Origin of the sequence: Paraburkholderia kirstenboschensis (genome assembly GCF_904848585.1) — a bacterium.
Classification (GTDB): domain Bacteria; phylum Pseudomonadota; class Gammaproteobacteria; order Burkholderiales; family Burkholderiaceae; genus Paraburkholderia; species Paraburkholderia kirstenboschensis.
The window spans coordinates 29592-44576 of sequence record NZ_CAJHCR010000018.1; the positions used below are offsets into that span (position 1 = coordinate 29592).

Consider the following 14985-nt stretch of genomic DNA (forward strand, 5'->3'; position numbering starts at 1 on the left):
AACCGAAGGGGCGTGGTTTTTTGAAATGTACACTCAACGCAAGCCCGGCCCCGCCGCTGATGATGTTTCGGTGCACATCCGTAGCACTGTACGGTCTCTCACAGCCCGCTGGGGTGGCGCCGTGGACGGCGCCGCATCTGACCTGTGCGGCCCTTTTCCCGGTCATTCTGATAACGGACATGGCCGCCTCCATCAGGCCGTGGGGTCTGATGAAAGTAGCGCTGGCGTAAGGGTTAAAGTGCCGGGCGGAACGAATTGAGAGCCGACGATGAGCAAGCTGAAGAGCCCGGACGAACTGTTCGCAGGCCGTCACCTTGACCGCGAAGTGATCGATCTCTGCAGTGGCCGGTACCTGCTACAAGCTCAGTCTGCGGAATCTCGTCCAGCTGATGGCGGCATGTCGCCGGTCCGAACGACGATCCTGCGCTGGGTGCAGCGCTATGCGCCTGAGTTCGTCAAGCGCTCTTTAGGACGCCTCCCGCACCTGTGCGCCGACGGGCGGAATCAGATCGCGGAAGAGCGCATGTGAATGTGAAGGGGGACGCAGCCTTGAAGGCGGTACAAAACCAGTCCTGGGACGCCAGCTTGAAATCACTGGTGGCATTTCCGCAATTCAGCCGCCGTCACAGTTAGGCTGCGAGCTCGACAAATTGATCGGACGGGCGATGGCGCTTTGTATCATCACTGCTCGCATCCGGGGAAATGGGTATGCGCCGCGGCAACCAAGCTTCGGTTTCAGTTTAACGCCACGCGCTGCCAAGCTGGATATAGAACGCGTTCTGGTCCTTGCTGTGGGCGACGTCGATTCCTATCGACACGCCGAGCTTGCGTGCGATCAAGTAACGGAAACCCGCCCCGACACTTTGGACGTTCTGCGCTTGAGAAAAGCTCTGCCACCGTCCGAAGGCTTTACCCACGCCGGTAAAGCCGAGCAGCGACCACCTGGGCGTCACGTCCCAGCGCAGCTCCGCTTCAGCCGCAACCGCGTTTCGGTCCTGATATTGACCCTTCTGGACGCCACGCAGATCAACATACGGTTGCGCATAGAACGGGATGTCACCGGTTGAAAACTTTGTGTCCAGCCGCAGGCCAAGGATCAGCGTATGCGTGAGTGGAATCCACGTGAAGCCGCGCGCAGCGTATACGTCGTAATTCTCGGTGCCGCCGAACCCTGGCCGCGCGAATTGGGTCTCGAATTCGGCGAACCTGCCTGAGGTCGGATAGAAAATGTTGTCGCGCGAATCATAGTCCACGATGAGACTCCCGGCGCCGATTCGCTGGTTTTTCTGAAAATTGCGCAGTTCACGGGGAACGCTCCCACCCGTGAAGGTGGACGAAGAATCGAATCTCACTTCGCATGCCTTACCGTCCAACCTTCCGTTGGGCCATGTACGCAAGGGTAAGCGACGATCAGATCGATCTCGCGATCGCTCAGTTGGCCCCTCGGGAAAGCGGGCATGGTGCGGCCGCGCCAGTCTCGAACCGATGCCGGATCGCGAATGTAGCGGCGCAATTCGGCCGGCTGGAAGTACTCGACTGGATTCATCGGCACGTTGAGGTCGGGGCCGGCGTCTCCGCTGCCCGCGTGGTTGAGCCGATGACACGCGAGACACTGAGTGATATACAGACTTTGGCCAGCACGGACCGGAGCGGTTGCCGGTAGCGCCGGATCGACGCCAAGCACGGGCCAACGCGCGGATGGAGATGGTTGCGTGGCAAGTTGTGCGATCTGATAAGGCCACTGCTCGCTGCGGACTGATGCCGCTTCCCTGCCGACCCAGACCAGGTAGAACGGACCTGCGCTGACCGGCTTGCCCGGCAGCTTCGGCCACGGCTGCGCAGGGTCCTCGACCGCGAGCCATGCGACGGCCGTCACAGGATCACGGTTGCGCACGAGGTCCATCGGCAATTGGGCGGCGAAGCCGTCGGTCGCACGTGCTTCGAGGACGCTATCCGCAGGTAACGCCGCACCGTTGAGCAGGTCGGCCAGCGGCACTGCGCGGTAGGTCGTCGACGTACCATAGGCGACATCTCGCGGAACGTGAACGTCGGCGGCATCCCGACGCGCCAGCAACGTCGCTTGGCTAAACGACTGGGTCTTGCCGCCTATCCTGAGTTCAATCGTGGGCTGCGCGGTCGCACGATGCCCGATGACGCTGAGTGTCAGCAGCACAACCGCAAACAACACGCGTCTCGACATTTGTCCTCCATGCATCATTGTTGTTGCTGGCGGCGTCGAAGGCAAAATCGCCGAAGGCGCCGGGAAAGCCAAGCCGCCAATTCATTGGGCATCGGCAAGTGCCATCGGCCACTCCAACGTCAGCTTTGTAGAACGTTCACTGACCTCCTGCTCTCGGCCAGGAAAAGGCATTCGTCCTCGCGACTCCACGGACGTCCAGGCGGCCGCTGTGTACTTCAAAGCCGCCGACTGGATAGCGGGTTGGAGAACTGTTCGAAATGAAAGCGCGTTCGGAGGCAATGGGCGAGACTGCCCTCCGTGGGCATCGCATCGTGGACAGTCGAGGCGCGTCAACCCGAATTCCGCGCGGCCGCGGCCGATTCCAGAATCGAGTTTCTGAGCCCTTGCGCCATAGCTAAACTTCTCCCGGCATCCGACCGGACTCGCGATGCATACATTCACGCCCAGATCGTCACTGGTAGAACCGACCAGGCCGTCCCTATTCACACGGGGACCGCAAAGCCAGATGCCGAACTCCAGACGCGAGAAAACTGCCTTCTTGATGCGCGGACGGCTGCGTTCAAAGGTCCGCCTCCAGCGTCACGCCAGCACTGCGAATCACTTGCAGGTAAGCAACCGTATCGCCGACGGCCGCGGTAGCCAGCTCCGCGAGCCTCCACGCGCGCGTAGACGTTTCGGCGCTCGTCATCATCGACGCGAGGGTGTCCGAATAAGCGAAGCCGTGAGCTGCCGCAACGCCGAGAATGGCATCCACGACACGTCGGGCGGCAGCTCGGGCATCGGCCGCCGCCAGGGGAGCCCGGTATGCGAGAAAGCCTGCCATCAGCAGAAATTCGGCCGGGCTGATGTACTGACCATTGCCCACAGGCACACCGGTTGTTCTGTCGTGATCTAGCGCCATACATCACCTCCCGCTTCGGAGCACCGTGCGCTATGAACGCGCGAATCCGTGTCTTTACTGCAGTTGGCCGTTCCGCAAGGCCTCCCAGGGCGGCCGGATTGTGGGGCGCGGCACTGTACGCCACCTGACGGGGGAGCGAGGTCGCACGCCGCGCAGCTCAAGGCGGACTCTGCTACGAATTCACCACAATATAGTAGAGGGGGCGTCGCATATTCCGGCTGAAGCAGCGTGCTATTGCAGCGGGAGTGCGACTTTTAAGTGTGCGTTGAACCAAGCGCGGCGTCTACATCAGGTTCATCAGACGCCGCCGGCCAATGTAGTCGCGCTGTACCGACCAACCTGTGTGAATGCCAATTTTTCGCCATGTCGAGACCGCAAGTCGTAGTATTCTTGATCGGCTTCCTTCGCTGGCTCACCGAGGAACGCGCGGACTTCGGCTTCTTCGCGGTCGATCCCTTGCGCGGCGAGACGATTGCCTTTACCGCGCCGTATGTGCTGATCGAAGGCTTCTATCTCGTACGCGACGACTCGCCGGTCAGGACCAACCAGGATGTCGATCAGGCGCATAACCGCGTCGCCGTCGGTAAAGGCAGCGCGTATGACCTCTTTCTCACGCGCGAGCTGAACGCCGCGCAGATCGTTCGCGCGCCCTCGTCGCCGACGGTCGTTCAGACGTTCCACGAACAGGGTCTCGAAGTGGCGGCCGGCGTCAAGCAGCAGCTCGAAGCCGATGCGCGCGCAACGACCGGCCTGCGGCTCCTCGACGAGCGCTTCATGGTGATCCGACAGGCAATGGGCACGCCGAAGAGCCGCGGCGAAGCGGCGGCCTTGTTGCGCAGCTTCGTGGAAGAGATGAAGGCGTCCGGGTTCGTGGCCGACGCGCTGGCGCGGCATGGGATCGCCGGCGCGTCTGTCGCGCCGACGGCGTAGCGGCTGTCAAATTCGGTACAACCCGACTGGCATGGTACGAGGTGGGGCTACTTCGGTTCGAGTTGGAATGGACACCGCCCGACATGCAAATCAACCGGTTACGGTTCGCTCAACGAGTTAGCAGCGTCGTACACAACCGGTCGCGTCGCCGGACTCAATGGGGTCCCGAGCACGCGCCAGCTGCCCTAAGACTGCCTCAGCCCTACGCTGATGAACATCCTCGCCATGCAAGCAGCGTAGGCAAAAGGCACCTATTGGGAGGCCTGACACATGGAACGAATTGACCGGCCCGTCAGCTCCGGCGGTACTCAGGAGGCGTGGAAACACATTAGCTTCGTCGAGCAAAGTCGCGTGACGATTGCCGCACATCATTGAATTAACGGTTCCGACCGTCTGAGCGCAGGTGGAACCAACTTTAGTTGAAGTTAAGAAACGACTTTAGTTGCGTGAGTGTCACGTTCTTGCAAAAAAAGACGTCGCGAAACGAAACTATAAAGACAAGTGCTCAATCATGGCGGCCGCAGCCTGCACCCGGTGGTCGGGTCTGCAAACAGCTTGGCGGATACACCGCGAGATCCAGCGCGGACCAGGTTCTATCTCGATACACAGCATCGAGCCGACTGGCGAACGTGCCGTGGATGGCCCCCTTCATCAGTCTTCGGTTGATGCAGCTCCGGGGCCGGAGGCCGACCGTCGCTGTTCGAGTTCGGCGCGGGTACGCTCGAGTTCGGCGACAATCAGAGTTTCATCGGGCAGCACCGTCTGGTACTCGGCCGCAAGAATCTTGTTCGGCAGATTGTCAAGTGCATAGCGTGCCTCGGCTGCACCTTTCTCGGCGCACAAGATCAGCCCGACCGGCGGATTTTCGTCAGGCTTGACCCAATGCTCGCGCGCGTAGTTCAGATAGAGGTGCATTTGGCCGGCATCTGCATAGCTGAATTTGCCCACTTTCAGGTCGATGATGACCAGACATCGCAGGCGCCGGTGGAAGAACACCAGGTCGACGCGGAACCAGGTGTCGTCGATTCTTAGACGCCGCTGCCGGCCGACAAACGCGAAGTCGTCGCCGAGTTCAAGCAGGAAGTCCGTCAGGCGCTGGATCAACGCCGCCTCGAGGTCCGACTCGGAGTACTCGTCCTTGAGACCAAGAAACTCGAGGACAAACGGGTCGCGGATCGCCTCCTCGGGCGTCAGTACCCCGCCCTGCTGGGCATCAGCAGCCTTCCTGAGCAAGGCCGCCTTGTTTCGCGACAGCGCAAGCCGCTCAAAGAGCTGGCTGCCGATCTGACGGTCTAGCTGCCACACGGACCAGCCTTCGCGCAGCGCCTCGGTTTCATAGAACGTACGAGCGTCGGGGGTTTTCACAGAGAGGAGACGAACGTAAGCAGACCACGGTAGCGGAAACGCCCGTGTGATTGCGCCGAACTCGAGTCCATTGCTCGCGGCCAGACTGGAAACCGATTGCCCTGCAGAATGCAGACAGCGTCTGCACCATTGAAGCGTCGGCGGATTGTGCAGACAGTGTCTGCACAATCCGGTCAACGGGCCATGCCAAGTAAAAAGCCCGCATCTGGGCAAGGTTCCGGCTGCCGAAACCACGACCGAGCCTCTTCGAAAGATCCGTACCCAGCCGTCGGATTAACGCCGCGCCGTAGGTGGCGCGCTCTGCTCCGCCCTGCTCGAACTCGACAATGCGGCGCCCGATCGCCCAGTAGCTGGCGGTCATGATCGAGTTGACACTGCGCGCCGCGGCAGCGCGCGTCGCCGCAACGACGTCAGCAATGTCCTGCTGGAGATCCGCGTACGTGAACGACTCAATCCCGTCTCTCATCATGCCCCTTTCGCCGCATCCCTGAAGGTGTTACCGGCGGTGAAACCCACCGTTTTTGCCGCCGGGATTTGGACCTCAGCGCCGGTCGCCGGGTTACAGCAGATGCGGTCGGCACGCTGCCCCACCGAGAACGACCCGAAGCCGACAAGCTGCATCGTCTCGCCACGGCTGATCGCACCCGCGATGACGTCCAGTACGGCGATGACGAGCTCCGCTGTGGCGGCTCTGCTGTCGCCGCTGCCGGCGGCCACCGCATCGATGAGATCCTGTTTGTTCATTTATAGCGCCTGAAATGCGGGACCAACCCGGCACCGTACCGCATCGCCGGCGCCGCTGACAATCCGAGCCATGTGCATGTCTCGGGGACTCCTGCCCCGACCGCGGTTACTAATCGGGGACACGCGGTTGAGAAATCGCAGAGATCGAGCGCTGTTGAACGCGCCGAAACAAACTTGCAGCCACGCTCAAGCGCCGTTCACCGCATCCTTGAACGCCTTACCCGCGGTGAACTTGACCGTCTTCGCGGCCGGGATCTGGATCTCGGCGCCGGTCGCCGGGTTGCGGCCAACACGCGCGGCGCGCGCGCCTGTCGAAAACGACCCGAAGCCGATTAGCTGCACGGTGTCGCCCTTCGTGAGGGCCGCTGTGATGGTGCCGAGCAGCGCGTCGAGCGTTTCGGCGGCCAAGGTCTTGCTGGTGCCGGCTTTTGCGGCGACGGCGTCGACGAGGTCCTGCTTGTTCATGGCGATGTCCTTCAAGGTTGGTTTTGAATGCCGCCACCCTACCCGATCCCCTCACCGGTGCGCAACTGGCTTCAGAGCGGCGCCACCGAGCTGTCCTTGATGCAGCCAACGTCGCCCACCGTGGCACTGCCGTCAAAGGTCACCTTTTGTACGGTGGCCCGTTTTCCTGACGGGCCCGCGATGCCGTCCGGCCGTCTCGATCGCGAGCTGCGCATGGGTTATCGCCTTCCATGTCGCAGCGAAGCCATTACACGGTCCGCGCCGGAATCGGTCAGCACGCATTCGACGTCGTGCGGCGAAGCGGCGAATATCCTTGCCCCTTCGCTTCCCGCTTTGCCGCCGATGAGGCGAACCGCCGACCGCCATCCCCTGCGGGTTTGTGCGCCCGCCCGTCGCGCTCGCCTCGCCTTCAGCCGACGCCGCTCGTACCCGGCGAACTCACGTCAAGCTATCCTCAAGGGCGCCCGCGACGGAAATCGAAGACCGAGCAAGCGATTCGCGTCCGTCCAGTTTTGATAACTGCTATTACCAAAACTGCATTCAATGCATCGAGTCTCGGAACTCCTTCCTTCGACAGGTCACCCAACGTTAGGGCACCTGTCGCCCGGTGACGCGCCCGAGCTGCGGTTAAGATAACGGACTCCCCCTCTGCCTTTCCCCATAGCGCCATCACGTAGCCGCGCGACGCTGAGCGTTGCGTCCCGTCGCTCAACCCGGTGTCGGCGATCACGGGCACGCCCTCTCACGGCGCTTAATGGTGCCAGGCCGTATTGCACCACTAGCTCATGCCGCCCGCCTTTTCGCCGCCTGTGCCCAGATCCAACAAGCGACCTCCCGAAGACACTCACCTATCGCCACGGAGGCCATGTGCCGGAGCCCCGGCCTAATGGCTCTGACGCTCGATCTACGGCAGCTTTGTTTCCAGTGATGCTGGCACCTGTCGAACCAACTGATACCCGGCCACGGTTATCGAATGGCGCGCCGCTTGTTATAGCGGCGCCGCGGCACGCCGCAGTAACCACGGATCAGTCAGCCACTCCTCACGGGCTCCGATTTCAACATGGACAAAATCCGTGTGATCGGGGTTGAGCAGATAGTTGGTTTCAGCAGGAACGACTGCACTGGGAACAGCCAGCACGGCACTAGCGCGCGTTTGCGACCACGTCGTCCCGACCTGCTGCAGTTCAGCGCGCGCGGAGATGTCCCGCCAGTCGGCGGGCAAACTGGCTGGATCGATCCGTTCCACGATTGTTTCGGGGAATCTGGCTGGAATCATCACATAATGCGCACGCAACGGCGAATCCTGGACCAGCATCTCCAGAAGCGCCAGCGATTGCGTTTGCGCCGTGTACACCATCGCGACGCCTTTGGGATTCCACCGGCCACCGTAGAGTCGTGCGCCCTCACCCGAGAAAGCGGTATCCGCATACCGCTGGGTGACCACCCGCCATACGGTGAGCATCACGCAAACACGCCATGCTCGATGCGCCCGAGCGTGTCCATCACACTATCGGCGCCGATGTCAGTATCGACGAGGCTGAGGGGCGTCGCGCCCTCCAGCGCAGCGATCGGAGTCTTAAGCCAGGCGAGTGCCGGGTCAAGAGCCTCGAAAACCTCTGCGGCGCGCGCGACCACGCGCGCAAGCCGCAGCAGCTTTGTTGACTCTTCACGACTCAGGACACCTTCGCGCTTGCGACGTGCCAGAGTCCGCTCAGGAATATCGAGTGCCTGCGCCAATTCCGCTTGCGATAATCCGATCGATCTGAGCATCGCGTCGAGCGCCTGGGACGAAATCCCATGACGGACCACGTCCACCCACTCAAGACCCGACCGGGGCGCGCGTGGGAACACAGTGCGACCGCCGAGCAGTGAGTCGGCTGACACCCTTCCGGTAAGATTCATGATTGCACCCTCCTGCCATTTGGCATCTACGTTATACCAAAATGGCATTATCTGTCTGCGGCTGTGACGTGACATGCGGCGTCCTTGCCTCCCGCCGGGGGACGAAGGCGCCGTTTGCGCGCCGTGCCGGTGTCAATAGGCATGCCGAACTACAATCATTTAACCGGTCTGAACCCGCTTCACTCGAGCTTGCGTTGCGCTGGTTATGGATGGCTATGCGCGGATTTTCCGGGCTGCGTTGACGCCGTTCAGGCGGGCGCCCGGCAGATCGGCCGGGCGCGATTGATTCGATCGCAGCAGGCATAGGCGACGCCCTGGGCAGGAGGAGACCATGCGGTCAGGAGTGAAGTCCGGCGGGCGACTGAGACGGTATGCAATCACGACGATGGCCCTCATCGCCGGCCTGATTGTCGTCGGACGCATCACCGGCTGCCTGGTCGACTGGCTGTGGTTCTCTTCAATCGGGTATGTTGGCGTCTTCTGGACCATTCTTTCCGCGAGAGCGCTGATTTTTGCCGCCGTGTTCGCAGTCTCGGCATGCGCGGTATGGCTGTCTGGGATTTTGGCGCATCGTTACGCGAGGGGCCTCGATACCTCGCGAGCGGAAGCAGCCGGCCCGTCGGGTGCGACGGAACTCACTGGCGATGTGGTCGAACTGATTGCGCCGCGTATTCCCTGGCGCTCCAGTATTGCCTGCGTCGCCGTCGTATCTGGGCTGGTTATCGCCGCCAGCGAAATCTCGTGCTGGGACATCGCGCTTCGCTTTATTTACCAGGTGCCTGTTGGCGAGCGCGATCCGATTTTTGAGCGGGACATCAGCTTTTATCTCTTCTCGCTCCCCGCGTACGTTGCGCTCAAGAACTTGCTGCTGCGGCTAACCTTCGGCAGCGCGATCGCAGCAGGTGCTGTCTACGGATTGCGCGGCGACATCGCACTGGAGCGGCCGCCACGGACGCTCTCGCCCGCCGCCATCACTCATGGTTCGGCACTGCTCGGCTTGTTCTTTGCGGTGAAGGCCTGGTCATGGTGGCTCGACCGCTTTCTCCTGCTCTATGGCGACAACGGTGTCGTAGTCGGCGCCAGTTATACCGATGTCCATGTCGAGTTGCCGGTCCTGTGGATGCTTGTCGGCCTCGCCGCGACCTCATCCGTCGCCCTTTGGATCAACATGCGCCGGCGGAGCTACCGGCTGCCGGCCATTGTTGCGCTGCTCGTATTCGGCAGTTCGTTTGCGTCCGCCGTGATCTATCCGGCGCTGTTTCAGCGCTTCTATGTCAAACCGAGCGAGCTGCGGCTGGAAACTCCCTATATCGAGCACAATATCGCGCTAACGCGACAGGCTTACGGCCTCGCGCAGATTGCGGTCCAACCGTTCGAGGCCGGGCAGGAACTGACTCTCGACTCGCTGCAGACCAATCGCGCGACCATCGACAACATCCGGCTATGGGATGTGCAGCCGCTGATGGACACCTACGCACAATTGCAGGAGATCAGGACTTACTACAAATTTCTCTCGGTGGACATCGACCGCTACCAGCTTGACACCGGTTACAGGCAGGTGATGCTGTCGGCGCGCGAACTGGAACCGGCGATGCTTCCGCCGAACGCCCAAACCTGGGTGAACCAGCATCTTATCTTCACTCACGGCATCGGCGTTGTGATGTCTCCGGTCACCGAGAAATCCACTGAGGGCTTGCCCTCCTTTTATCTGCGGGATATTCCGCCCGTCTCCCAGGGCGGCCCGACCCTTCGCGAACCACGTCTCTATTTCAGTGCAGGCCGGCAGTATTACGTCATCGTGACGGGCAATGTAGCTGAATTCGACTATCCAAAAGGGGCGGACAATGCATACACCACGTATAACGGGCGCGACGGCGTCACCATCGGCAGCGTGGCACGCCGTGGTCTCTTCGCCTGGCAGCTCGACGACCCCAACATCCTGTTGAGCGGCTATATCACACACCAGAGCCGGATCCTGCTTCACCGCAACATTCAGGACCGCGTGCGTACGATCGCGCCGTTCCTGAGTCTTGATCACGACCCCTATGTTGTCGCAAGCAATGGGCGCCTCTTCTGGCTACAGGACACCTACACCGTCAGCCAGTGGTTTCCTTACTCCCGGCCAGGTTTCGGCGACGGCGCCAATTACATCCGCAACGCGGTCAAGGTCGTGGTCGACGCGTACAACGGCACGGTCGATTTCTACGTCAGCGATCCCGCCGATCCGCTCCTGCGCACGTACGAGCGCATCTTCCCCGGCTTGTTCAAGCCCTTGGACGCGATGCCACTGGAGCTTCGGCAGCATATCCGCTACCCCGAAGACCTGTTCCTGATCCAGGCACAGGTCTACCGCGCTTATCATATGGATGCGCCGGAGGTCTTCTACAATCGCGAGGATCTGTGGCAGTTTCCCCGGGAGCTGGTCGGAATGGATGGCGGAAGCGCCGCCAGCACCATGCCGCCTTACTACACGATCATGCGACTCCCCGGCGACGCACGCGCCGAGTTTATCCTCATGCTGCCGATGGTGCCGAGCCAGCGGGAGAACATGATTGCATGGCTGGCGGCGCGCTGCGATCCGTCCGGATATGGCAGACTCATCGTCTATACGTTCCCCAAGGACAAGCTGGTCTATGGGCCGTTTCAGATCGAAGCGCGTATTCAGCAAAACACCGAGATCTCGCAGCAGATCTCACTGTGGAACCAGATGGGCTCACGCGTGATTCGCGGTCATCTTGTGGTCGTGCCAATCGAGAACTCGATCCTCCACGTTTCTCCACTCTATTTGCGCGCGGCGTCCGGGCAGTTACCTGAATTGAAGCGGGTGATCGCCGCCTACGGTGACCGTGTGGTGATGGAAGACAGCCTGGGTGAAGCTCTGGCGGCGCTTTTCAAGAAGACCTCGCAAACGGCAACGCCAGCGAGGGGCACAGCGAACGCGCGCGCACGCGAGGCGCTAGCACATTATGACCGCGCCATTGAGCGACTGAAGGCAGGAGACTGGAGCGGCTTCGGAGCAGAACTGGATACCCTGCGGCCATTGCTCGAAGCACTCGACGCCGGCCGTTCCGGCGGCGATCAGAAGTGACCTGAATGCAAAAAGACGTTTACGCGTGCAGAGCGGATACAGCCCTGTTAAGCCATCGTAACCGATGGCGCGCAACAGATCTTTGCGCCATTGAACGTTTTCCTCATTTTCCATGCCAACCGGCGGGAACCCTCCACCACTCCCAGGATATCGCGCCACTGATGCGTTTCCGCAATCAGGATCTGGGTGGGATGCGCCGTCGCGCAAAAATTCGGCACACCTCCGACACCGCCTTGATGGCGTTGAGAACATTGACCGGGGAAAAACCATCGCCCAGAAAAATCGCGGAGCTGTGGCCGGCAGCGATGGTCATGCCCTTCTCGCACGCCAGCCCGATAGGTGGAATCGGTGCCGGACCGGCGCACGAGGCGCTTGCGTGATGCCTTGCAAAAGGCCAAACCAAACTTGATACCTTGGACGTTACTGACCGTCGCCTCGTGAGGATCCTCGACAGACTAGATGAAGCGAGTTTGGCCCAGGATGAAGTTTGTCGCTCCGGGTTGACGACTGTTACCGTGAGCAATTGCATATCAGACCTCGCTCTGTGTCTCGATTTGTCCCGGTTCGATGCTCAACGCGAACGACCGCCTTGATTTGAAGACGACGGAGCGGGAACCTGGAAACATTATGATCGGCAGCATGCGACGACCGTCAGATGCTGCCCCTCTCGTCGAGCTTGGAAAGTGCCGCCAATTGCGCTAGCCGAAATGCCAGACACTTTCTCAATCGCTAGGTATCGGGGACCGCGCCCGATGCCCGGACGCCGTTTCCGGAACGTGGGTGCGAGCCCTCCGGGTGCCCTGCGGGCCAACGCTAGGAAACGCCCTCCCTTATTTTGCAAACTCGCGCAAAATAATAAGTACGGCTTATAACTGTTGTTCATTTCTTTCATGTCAAATAAAGAGGTCATGAAGTGCCGGAGCGTGCGGTCGAACGCCGCACGCACGGCGGCATATCCGGCCCTTTGTCCACCTGACTCCGACCACCATCCATAGTCTATGCGCCGGAAAGCGAGCGTAGCAGTCCCGACACGCCGGCCGCCTCATAACGCCGCACCACTTTGGCAAAATTTGCCAAAGCGTGCTAGAGTGGTTTCATGACCACCATGAACATTTCCCTACCGGATTCGCTGAAGGACTACGTCGACGAACAGGTTGGCGAGGGCGGCTACGGCACGAGTAGCGAGTACGTTCGCGAACTGATCCGAAAAGATCAGGGTCGCAAGCGTCTGCGCGCAATAATCGTGCAGGGCGCGACGTCCGGCCTCGCCGCCACTGTTGACGCCGACTACTTCGAATCGCTGCGCGCTCGCGTGCGTACTTCTCGCAAATGACGGCTAAGCCCGTCATACCGACAAGGCTGGCCAGGCAGGACGTAGAGGACGAGGTGACGCACTACGTCGTAGACGAAGGGTCGGAGCAGGCCGCGCTCGGATTCATCACGGAGATCGAGAAGGCATACGAGCGCCTCTCCAAGCGCCCGAACATCGGGTCTCCCCGTTACGCGTACGAGCTGGATATCCTAGGCCTGCGGTCGTGGCGGCTTGATCGCTATCCGCACCTGATCTTCTATATTGAGCGCGAGGCTCATGTGGAAGTTTGGCGCGTGCTCAACGGCAAGCGTGATATTCCGACTTGGCTGGAGAGCAACGACGATGAGACTCCTTGACAGCCTCTGCACGGCATCAGGCCCGTGAGGAGCCTTCACGCACTTCTCACCTTTGACCGCCCCATTGTGCCCGGCCATTGTATCTAACCGGCAGTGCCGATACTCACAAACTAATCGCGCTGTACTGGAAGATCGACCGCAACATCGTCGACAGGCAGCTGATACGGGCTGCGTTGTCGATCAGCCTTCCCCGCCATGCGCAGATCGTCACCGCGCAACTTGGAGGCGCGGTCGAATGCGGAATTTGTGCAGCAGCTTGCTGCACAATTTGATAACCTATTCGTCTTAATACGCATAGGGTTGCGAAGTAAACTTTGATTCGATTATGTCAAATTGAACGAACCGGTGGCCACCCCAAACAGACAGCCACATCTAACGGTCGGTCAATTGCTGCGACGCCGATACCGCAACTCCTTCTGGCTGCAAATGGCGGCCACCAGCACAACGTCCAGCTCAGCCGCAAAACAATACAGCGCGAGATAGCCATGCGCTCCATTGGAAATGACCAGCTCGCGCATTGCGCCGGGACCACTAACAGGCCGTCCAATTTGAGGGCTCGTCTGAAGGAGGTCTAACGCGCGAACGATATCGTCAATGTGTTTTGCGGCGCTCGCCGGGTTATGTTCAAACAGGAAGTCAAAGATCCGGCCAAAATCATCGCGTAATTCAGGCGCCAGAGTTATTCGCGCCATCGCTTGGCCTTCGGTGCTCCCGGATCTCGCCCTTCGGCCCGCTGGCCCAGATAGTCGCGCATGTCGGCCCACTCAATCCCGAGGCCGTTCTCCAGCATGGTTGCCTGGCGCTCGTTACCTTCAGTCAGGAATTCGCGACGCAGTTCTTCGCTGGTGACCCTCTCGGCAATCGCCTCCAGCATGAAGCTGTGGCCTGTACTTCCCGATTCTTCTGCAAGTGTCCAGATCCGATCGCGGAGTTCCGGCGGAAGGCGGAGGGTGGTGGTAGACATAGAGACCTCTCATGTGTCACATCTGTGCTACCTCATACTCTCTCAAGTTTGCCGGCGCACGCAGTCATCCAATCCCAATCCCAAGCACGTGAACCACACAAAAAAGGACAAGTTACAGCGCTCGAACCGTTTGACCTTCCGCAACGGCCGCCCCGTGAGGGTGCGTCGCGAGGGCGGCGCTGTTAAGGTTCACATCAGCTTTTCCGTATACGATTAAAGAAATTCCTCGTCACGGTTTGGGACGGATTAAGCGTTAACACCTATCAAGGTTGTAGACGGCCTTCCGTTAATCGCGCTAAGCGCGCAAAAGCGCTAACGTTTGCGGGCTGTTGTGGACGGCTGGTAAGTCGGTCCCAGGCGTCCTTGTCGTAGCTTCGTTCCCCAACGCACGGCGCGATAGCGAGGACGTGGGAGGCGGCTGACCGCGTCAGGTCACCACCCGCGTGATAGGCAAACCAGGGGCACATGCCATGCAGAAAAAGCCAATGGACTACGGCCGGAGCGACATCGGGGAACTCGAAAGAGCGGTCAACACGCTTGTCCACCGCCCGGTACTGATCCGCCGCGAATACTGGAGATCGGAAGTCGAGCGTCTGCTGGGACGTACCGACATAACAGCTCGGGACCGGCTGCGACTGCACGCGTTACATGACCTGCTTGGACATGTCATGGAGGAAGGCTGTGTTCATCTCAATTGAACCGCCTGCATCAGTGTTTGAACACTGATGCGAGCGCCGATCGCGATGACGCGTACGCAG

The 14985-nt window shown here is 60.5% G+C and carries 11 protein-coding genes and 7 pseudogenes; 7 read left to right on the forward strand and 11 right to left on the reverse strand.

Annotated features, from left to right (window positions below):
- Positions 1 to 268 precede the first annotated feature (268 nt).
- Positions 269 to 463 (forward strand): annotated as a pseudogene (locus JMY24_RS31080) (IS6 family transposase); the annotation flags it as partial.
- Between the two features lie 53 nt (positions 464 to 516).
- Positions 517 to 612 (forward strand): annotated as a pseudogene (locus tag JMY24_RS39420) (DUF3300 domain-containing protein); the annotation flags it as partial.
- A gap of 128 nt (positions 613 to 740) precedes the next feature.
- Here the strand turns inward: JMY24_RS39420 and JMY24_RS31090 are convergent.
- The 3 genes and pseudogenes from JMY24_RS31090 to JMY24_RS31100 all read right to left on the reverse strand — a co-directional run.
- Positions 741 to 1346, reverse strand: a pseudogene (locus JMY24_RS31090) (BamA/TamA family outer membrane protein); the annotation flags it as partial.
- 16 nt (positions 1347 to 1362) lie between these two features.
- Positions 1363 to 2200: pseudogene (locus JMY24_RS31095) on the reverse strand (cytochrome c).
- 559 nt (positions 2201 to 2759) lie between these two features.
- On the reverse strand, positions 2760 to 3101 hold the full coding sequence (locus tag JMY24_RS31100; RefSeq protein WP_128597570.1) for a hypothetical protein: 342 nt from the start codon (positions 3099 to 3101) through the stop codon (positions 2760 to 2762).
- A gap of 411 nt (positions 3102 to 3512) precedes the next feature.
- Here JMY24_RS31100 and JMY24_RS31105 point away from each other — a divergent pair.
- Positions 3513 to 4031: pseudogene (locus tag JMY24_RS31105) on the forward strand (type 2 periplasmic-binding domain-containing protein); the annotation flags it as partial.
- Positions 4032 to 4682: 651 nt separating this feature from the next.
- On the opposite strand, the pseudogene JMY24_RS39425 reads toward JMY24_RS31105, so the two are convergent.
- The 5 genes and pseudogenes from JMY24_RS39425 to parS all read right to left on the reverse strand — a co-directional run bounded on the left by JMY24_RS39425 (position 4683) and on the right by parS (position 8582).
- A pseudogene (locus JMY24_RS39425) lies at positions 4683 to 5757 on the reverse strand (PDDEXK nuclease domain-containing protein).
- A gap of 104 nt (positions 5758 to 5861) precedes the next feature.
- The gene (locus JMY24_RS31115; RefSeq protein ID WP_128597569.1) at positions 5862 to 6140 is read right to left on the reverse strand and encodes an HU family DNA-binding protein; all 279 of its coding nucleotides are present in this window, start codon (positions 6138 to 6140) and stop codon (positions 5862 to 5864) included.
- Between the two features lie 186 nt (positions 6141 to 6326).
- A complete protein-coding gene (locus JMY24_RS31120; RefSeq protein WP_128597568.1) occupies positions 6327 to 6605 on the reverse strand; it encodes an HU family DNA-binding protein in 279 nt (92 codons plus the stop codon).
- Between the two features lie 988 nt (positions 6606 to 7593).
- The gene (locus JMY24_RS31125; RefSeq protein ID WP_128597583.1) at positions 7594 to 8067 is read right to left on the reverse strand and encodes an RES family NAD+ phosphorylase; all 474 of its coding nucleotides are present in this window, start codon (positions 8065 to 8067) and stop codon (positions 7594 to 7596) included.
- A complete protein-coding gene (parS, locus tag JMY24_RS31130; protein ID WP_236597594.1) occupies positions 8067 to 8582 on the reverse strand; it encodes a type II RES/Xre toxin-antitoxin system antitoxin in 516 nt (171 codons plus the stop codon). The genes JMY24_RS31125 and parS overlap by 1 nt, the downstream gene beginning before the upstream one ends.
- Positions 8583 to 8838: 256 nt before the next feature.
- Here parS and JMY24_RS31135 point away from each other — a divergent pair, with 256 nt between their 5' ends.
- Positions 8839 to 11595 (forward strand): UPF0182 family membrane protein, encoded by a 2757-nt coding sequence (locus JMY24_RS31135; RefSeq protein WP_128597567.1) that lies wholly within the window; start codon positions 8839 to 8841, stop codon positions 11593 to 11595.
- Positions 11596 to 11652: 57 nt separating this feature from the next.
- On the opposite strand, the pseudogene JMY24_RS31140 reads toward JMY24_RS31135, so the two are convergent.
- Positions 11653 to 12124: pseudogene (locus JMY24_RS31140) on the reverse strand (adenosine-specific kinase); the annotation flags it as partial.
- A gap of 567 nt (positions 12125 to 12691) precedes the next feature.
- On the opposite strand from JMY24_RS31140, the gene JMY24_RS31145 reads away from it, so the two are divergent.
- Both JMY24_RS31145 and JMY24_RS31150 read left to right on the forward strand, forming a co-directional pair.
- A complete protein-coding gene (locus JMY24_RS31145; protein ID WP_128597566.1) occupies positions 12692 to 12928 on the forward strand; it encodes a type II toxin-antitoxin system ParD family antitoxin in 237 nt (78 codons plus the stop codon).
- On the forward strand, positions 12925 to 13263 hold the full coding sequence (locus JMY24_RS31150; protein WP_128597565.1) for a type II toxin-antitoxin system RelE/ParE family toxin: 339 nt from the start codon (positions 12925 to 12927) through the stop codon (positions 13261 to 13263). The genes JMY24_RS31145 and JMY24_RS31150 overlap by 4 nt, the downstream gene beginning before the upstream one ends.
- A 383-nt stretch (positions 13264 to 13646) precedes the next feature.
- On the opposite strand, the gene JMY24_RS31155 is transcribed toward JMY24_RS31150, so the two are convergent.
- Both JMY24_RS31155 and JMY24_RS31160 read right to left on the reverse strand, forming a co-directional pair.
- On the reverse strand, positions 13647 to 13955 hold the full coding sequence (locus tag JMY24_RS31155) for a type II toxin-antitoxin system RelE/ParE family toxin (protein ID WP_128597564.1): 309 nt from the start codon (positions 13953 to 13955) through the stop codon (positions 13647 to 13649).
- The gene (locus tag JMY24_RS31160; protein WP_128597563.1) at positions 13943 to 14227 is read right to left on the reverse strand and encodes a CopG family ribbon-helix-helix protein; all 285 of its coding nucleotides are present in this window, start codon (positions 14225 to 14227) and stop codon (positions 13943 to 13945) included. Before JMY24_RS31160 ends, JMY24_RS31155 begins: the two co-directional genes overlap by 13 nt.
- Before the next feature lie 470 nt (positions 14228 to 14697).
- Here JMY24_RS31160 and JMY24_RS31165 point away from each other — a divergent pair, with 470 nt between their 5' ends.
- Positions 14698 to 14925, forward strand: coding sequence for a hypothetical protein (locus JMY24_RS31165; protein WP_128597562.1), 228 nt, complete (start codon positions 14698 to 14700; stop codon positions 14923 to 14925).
- Positions 14926 to 14985 lie beyond the last annotated feature (60 nt).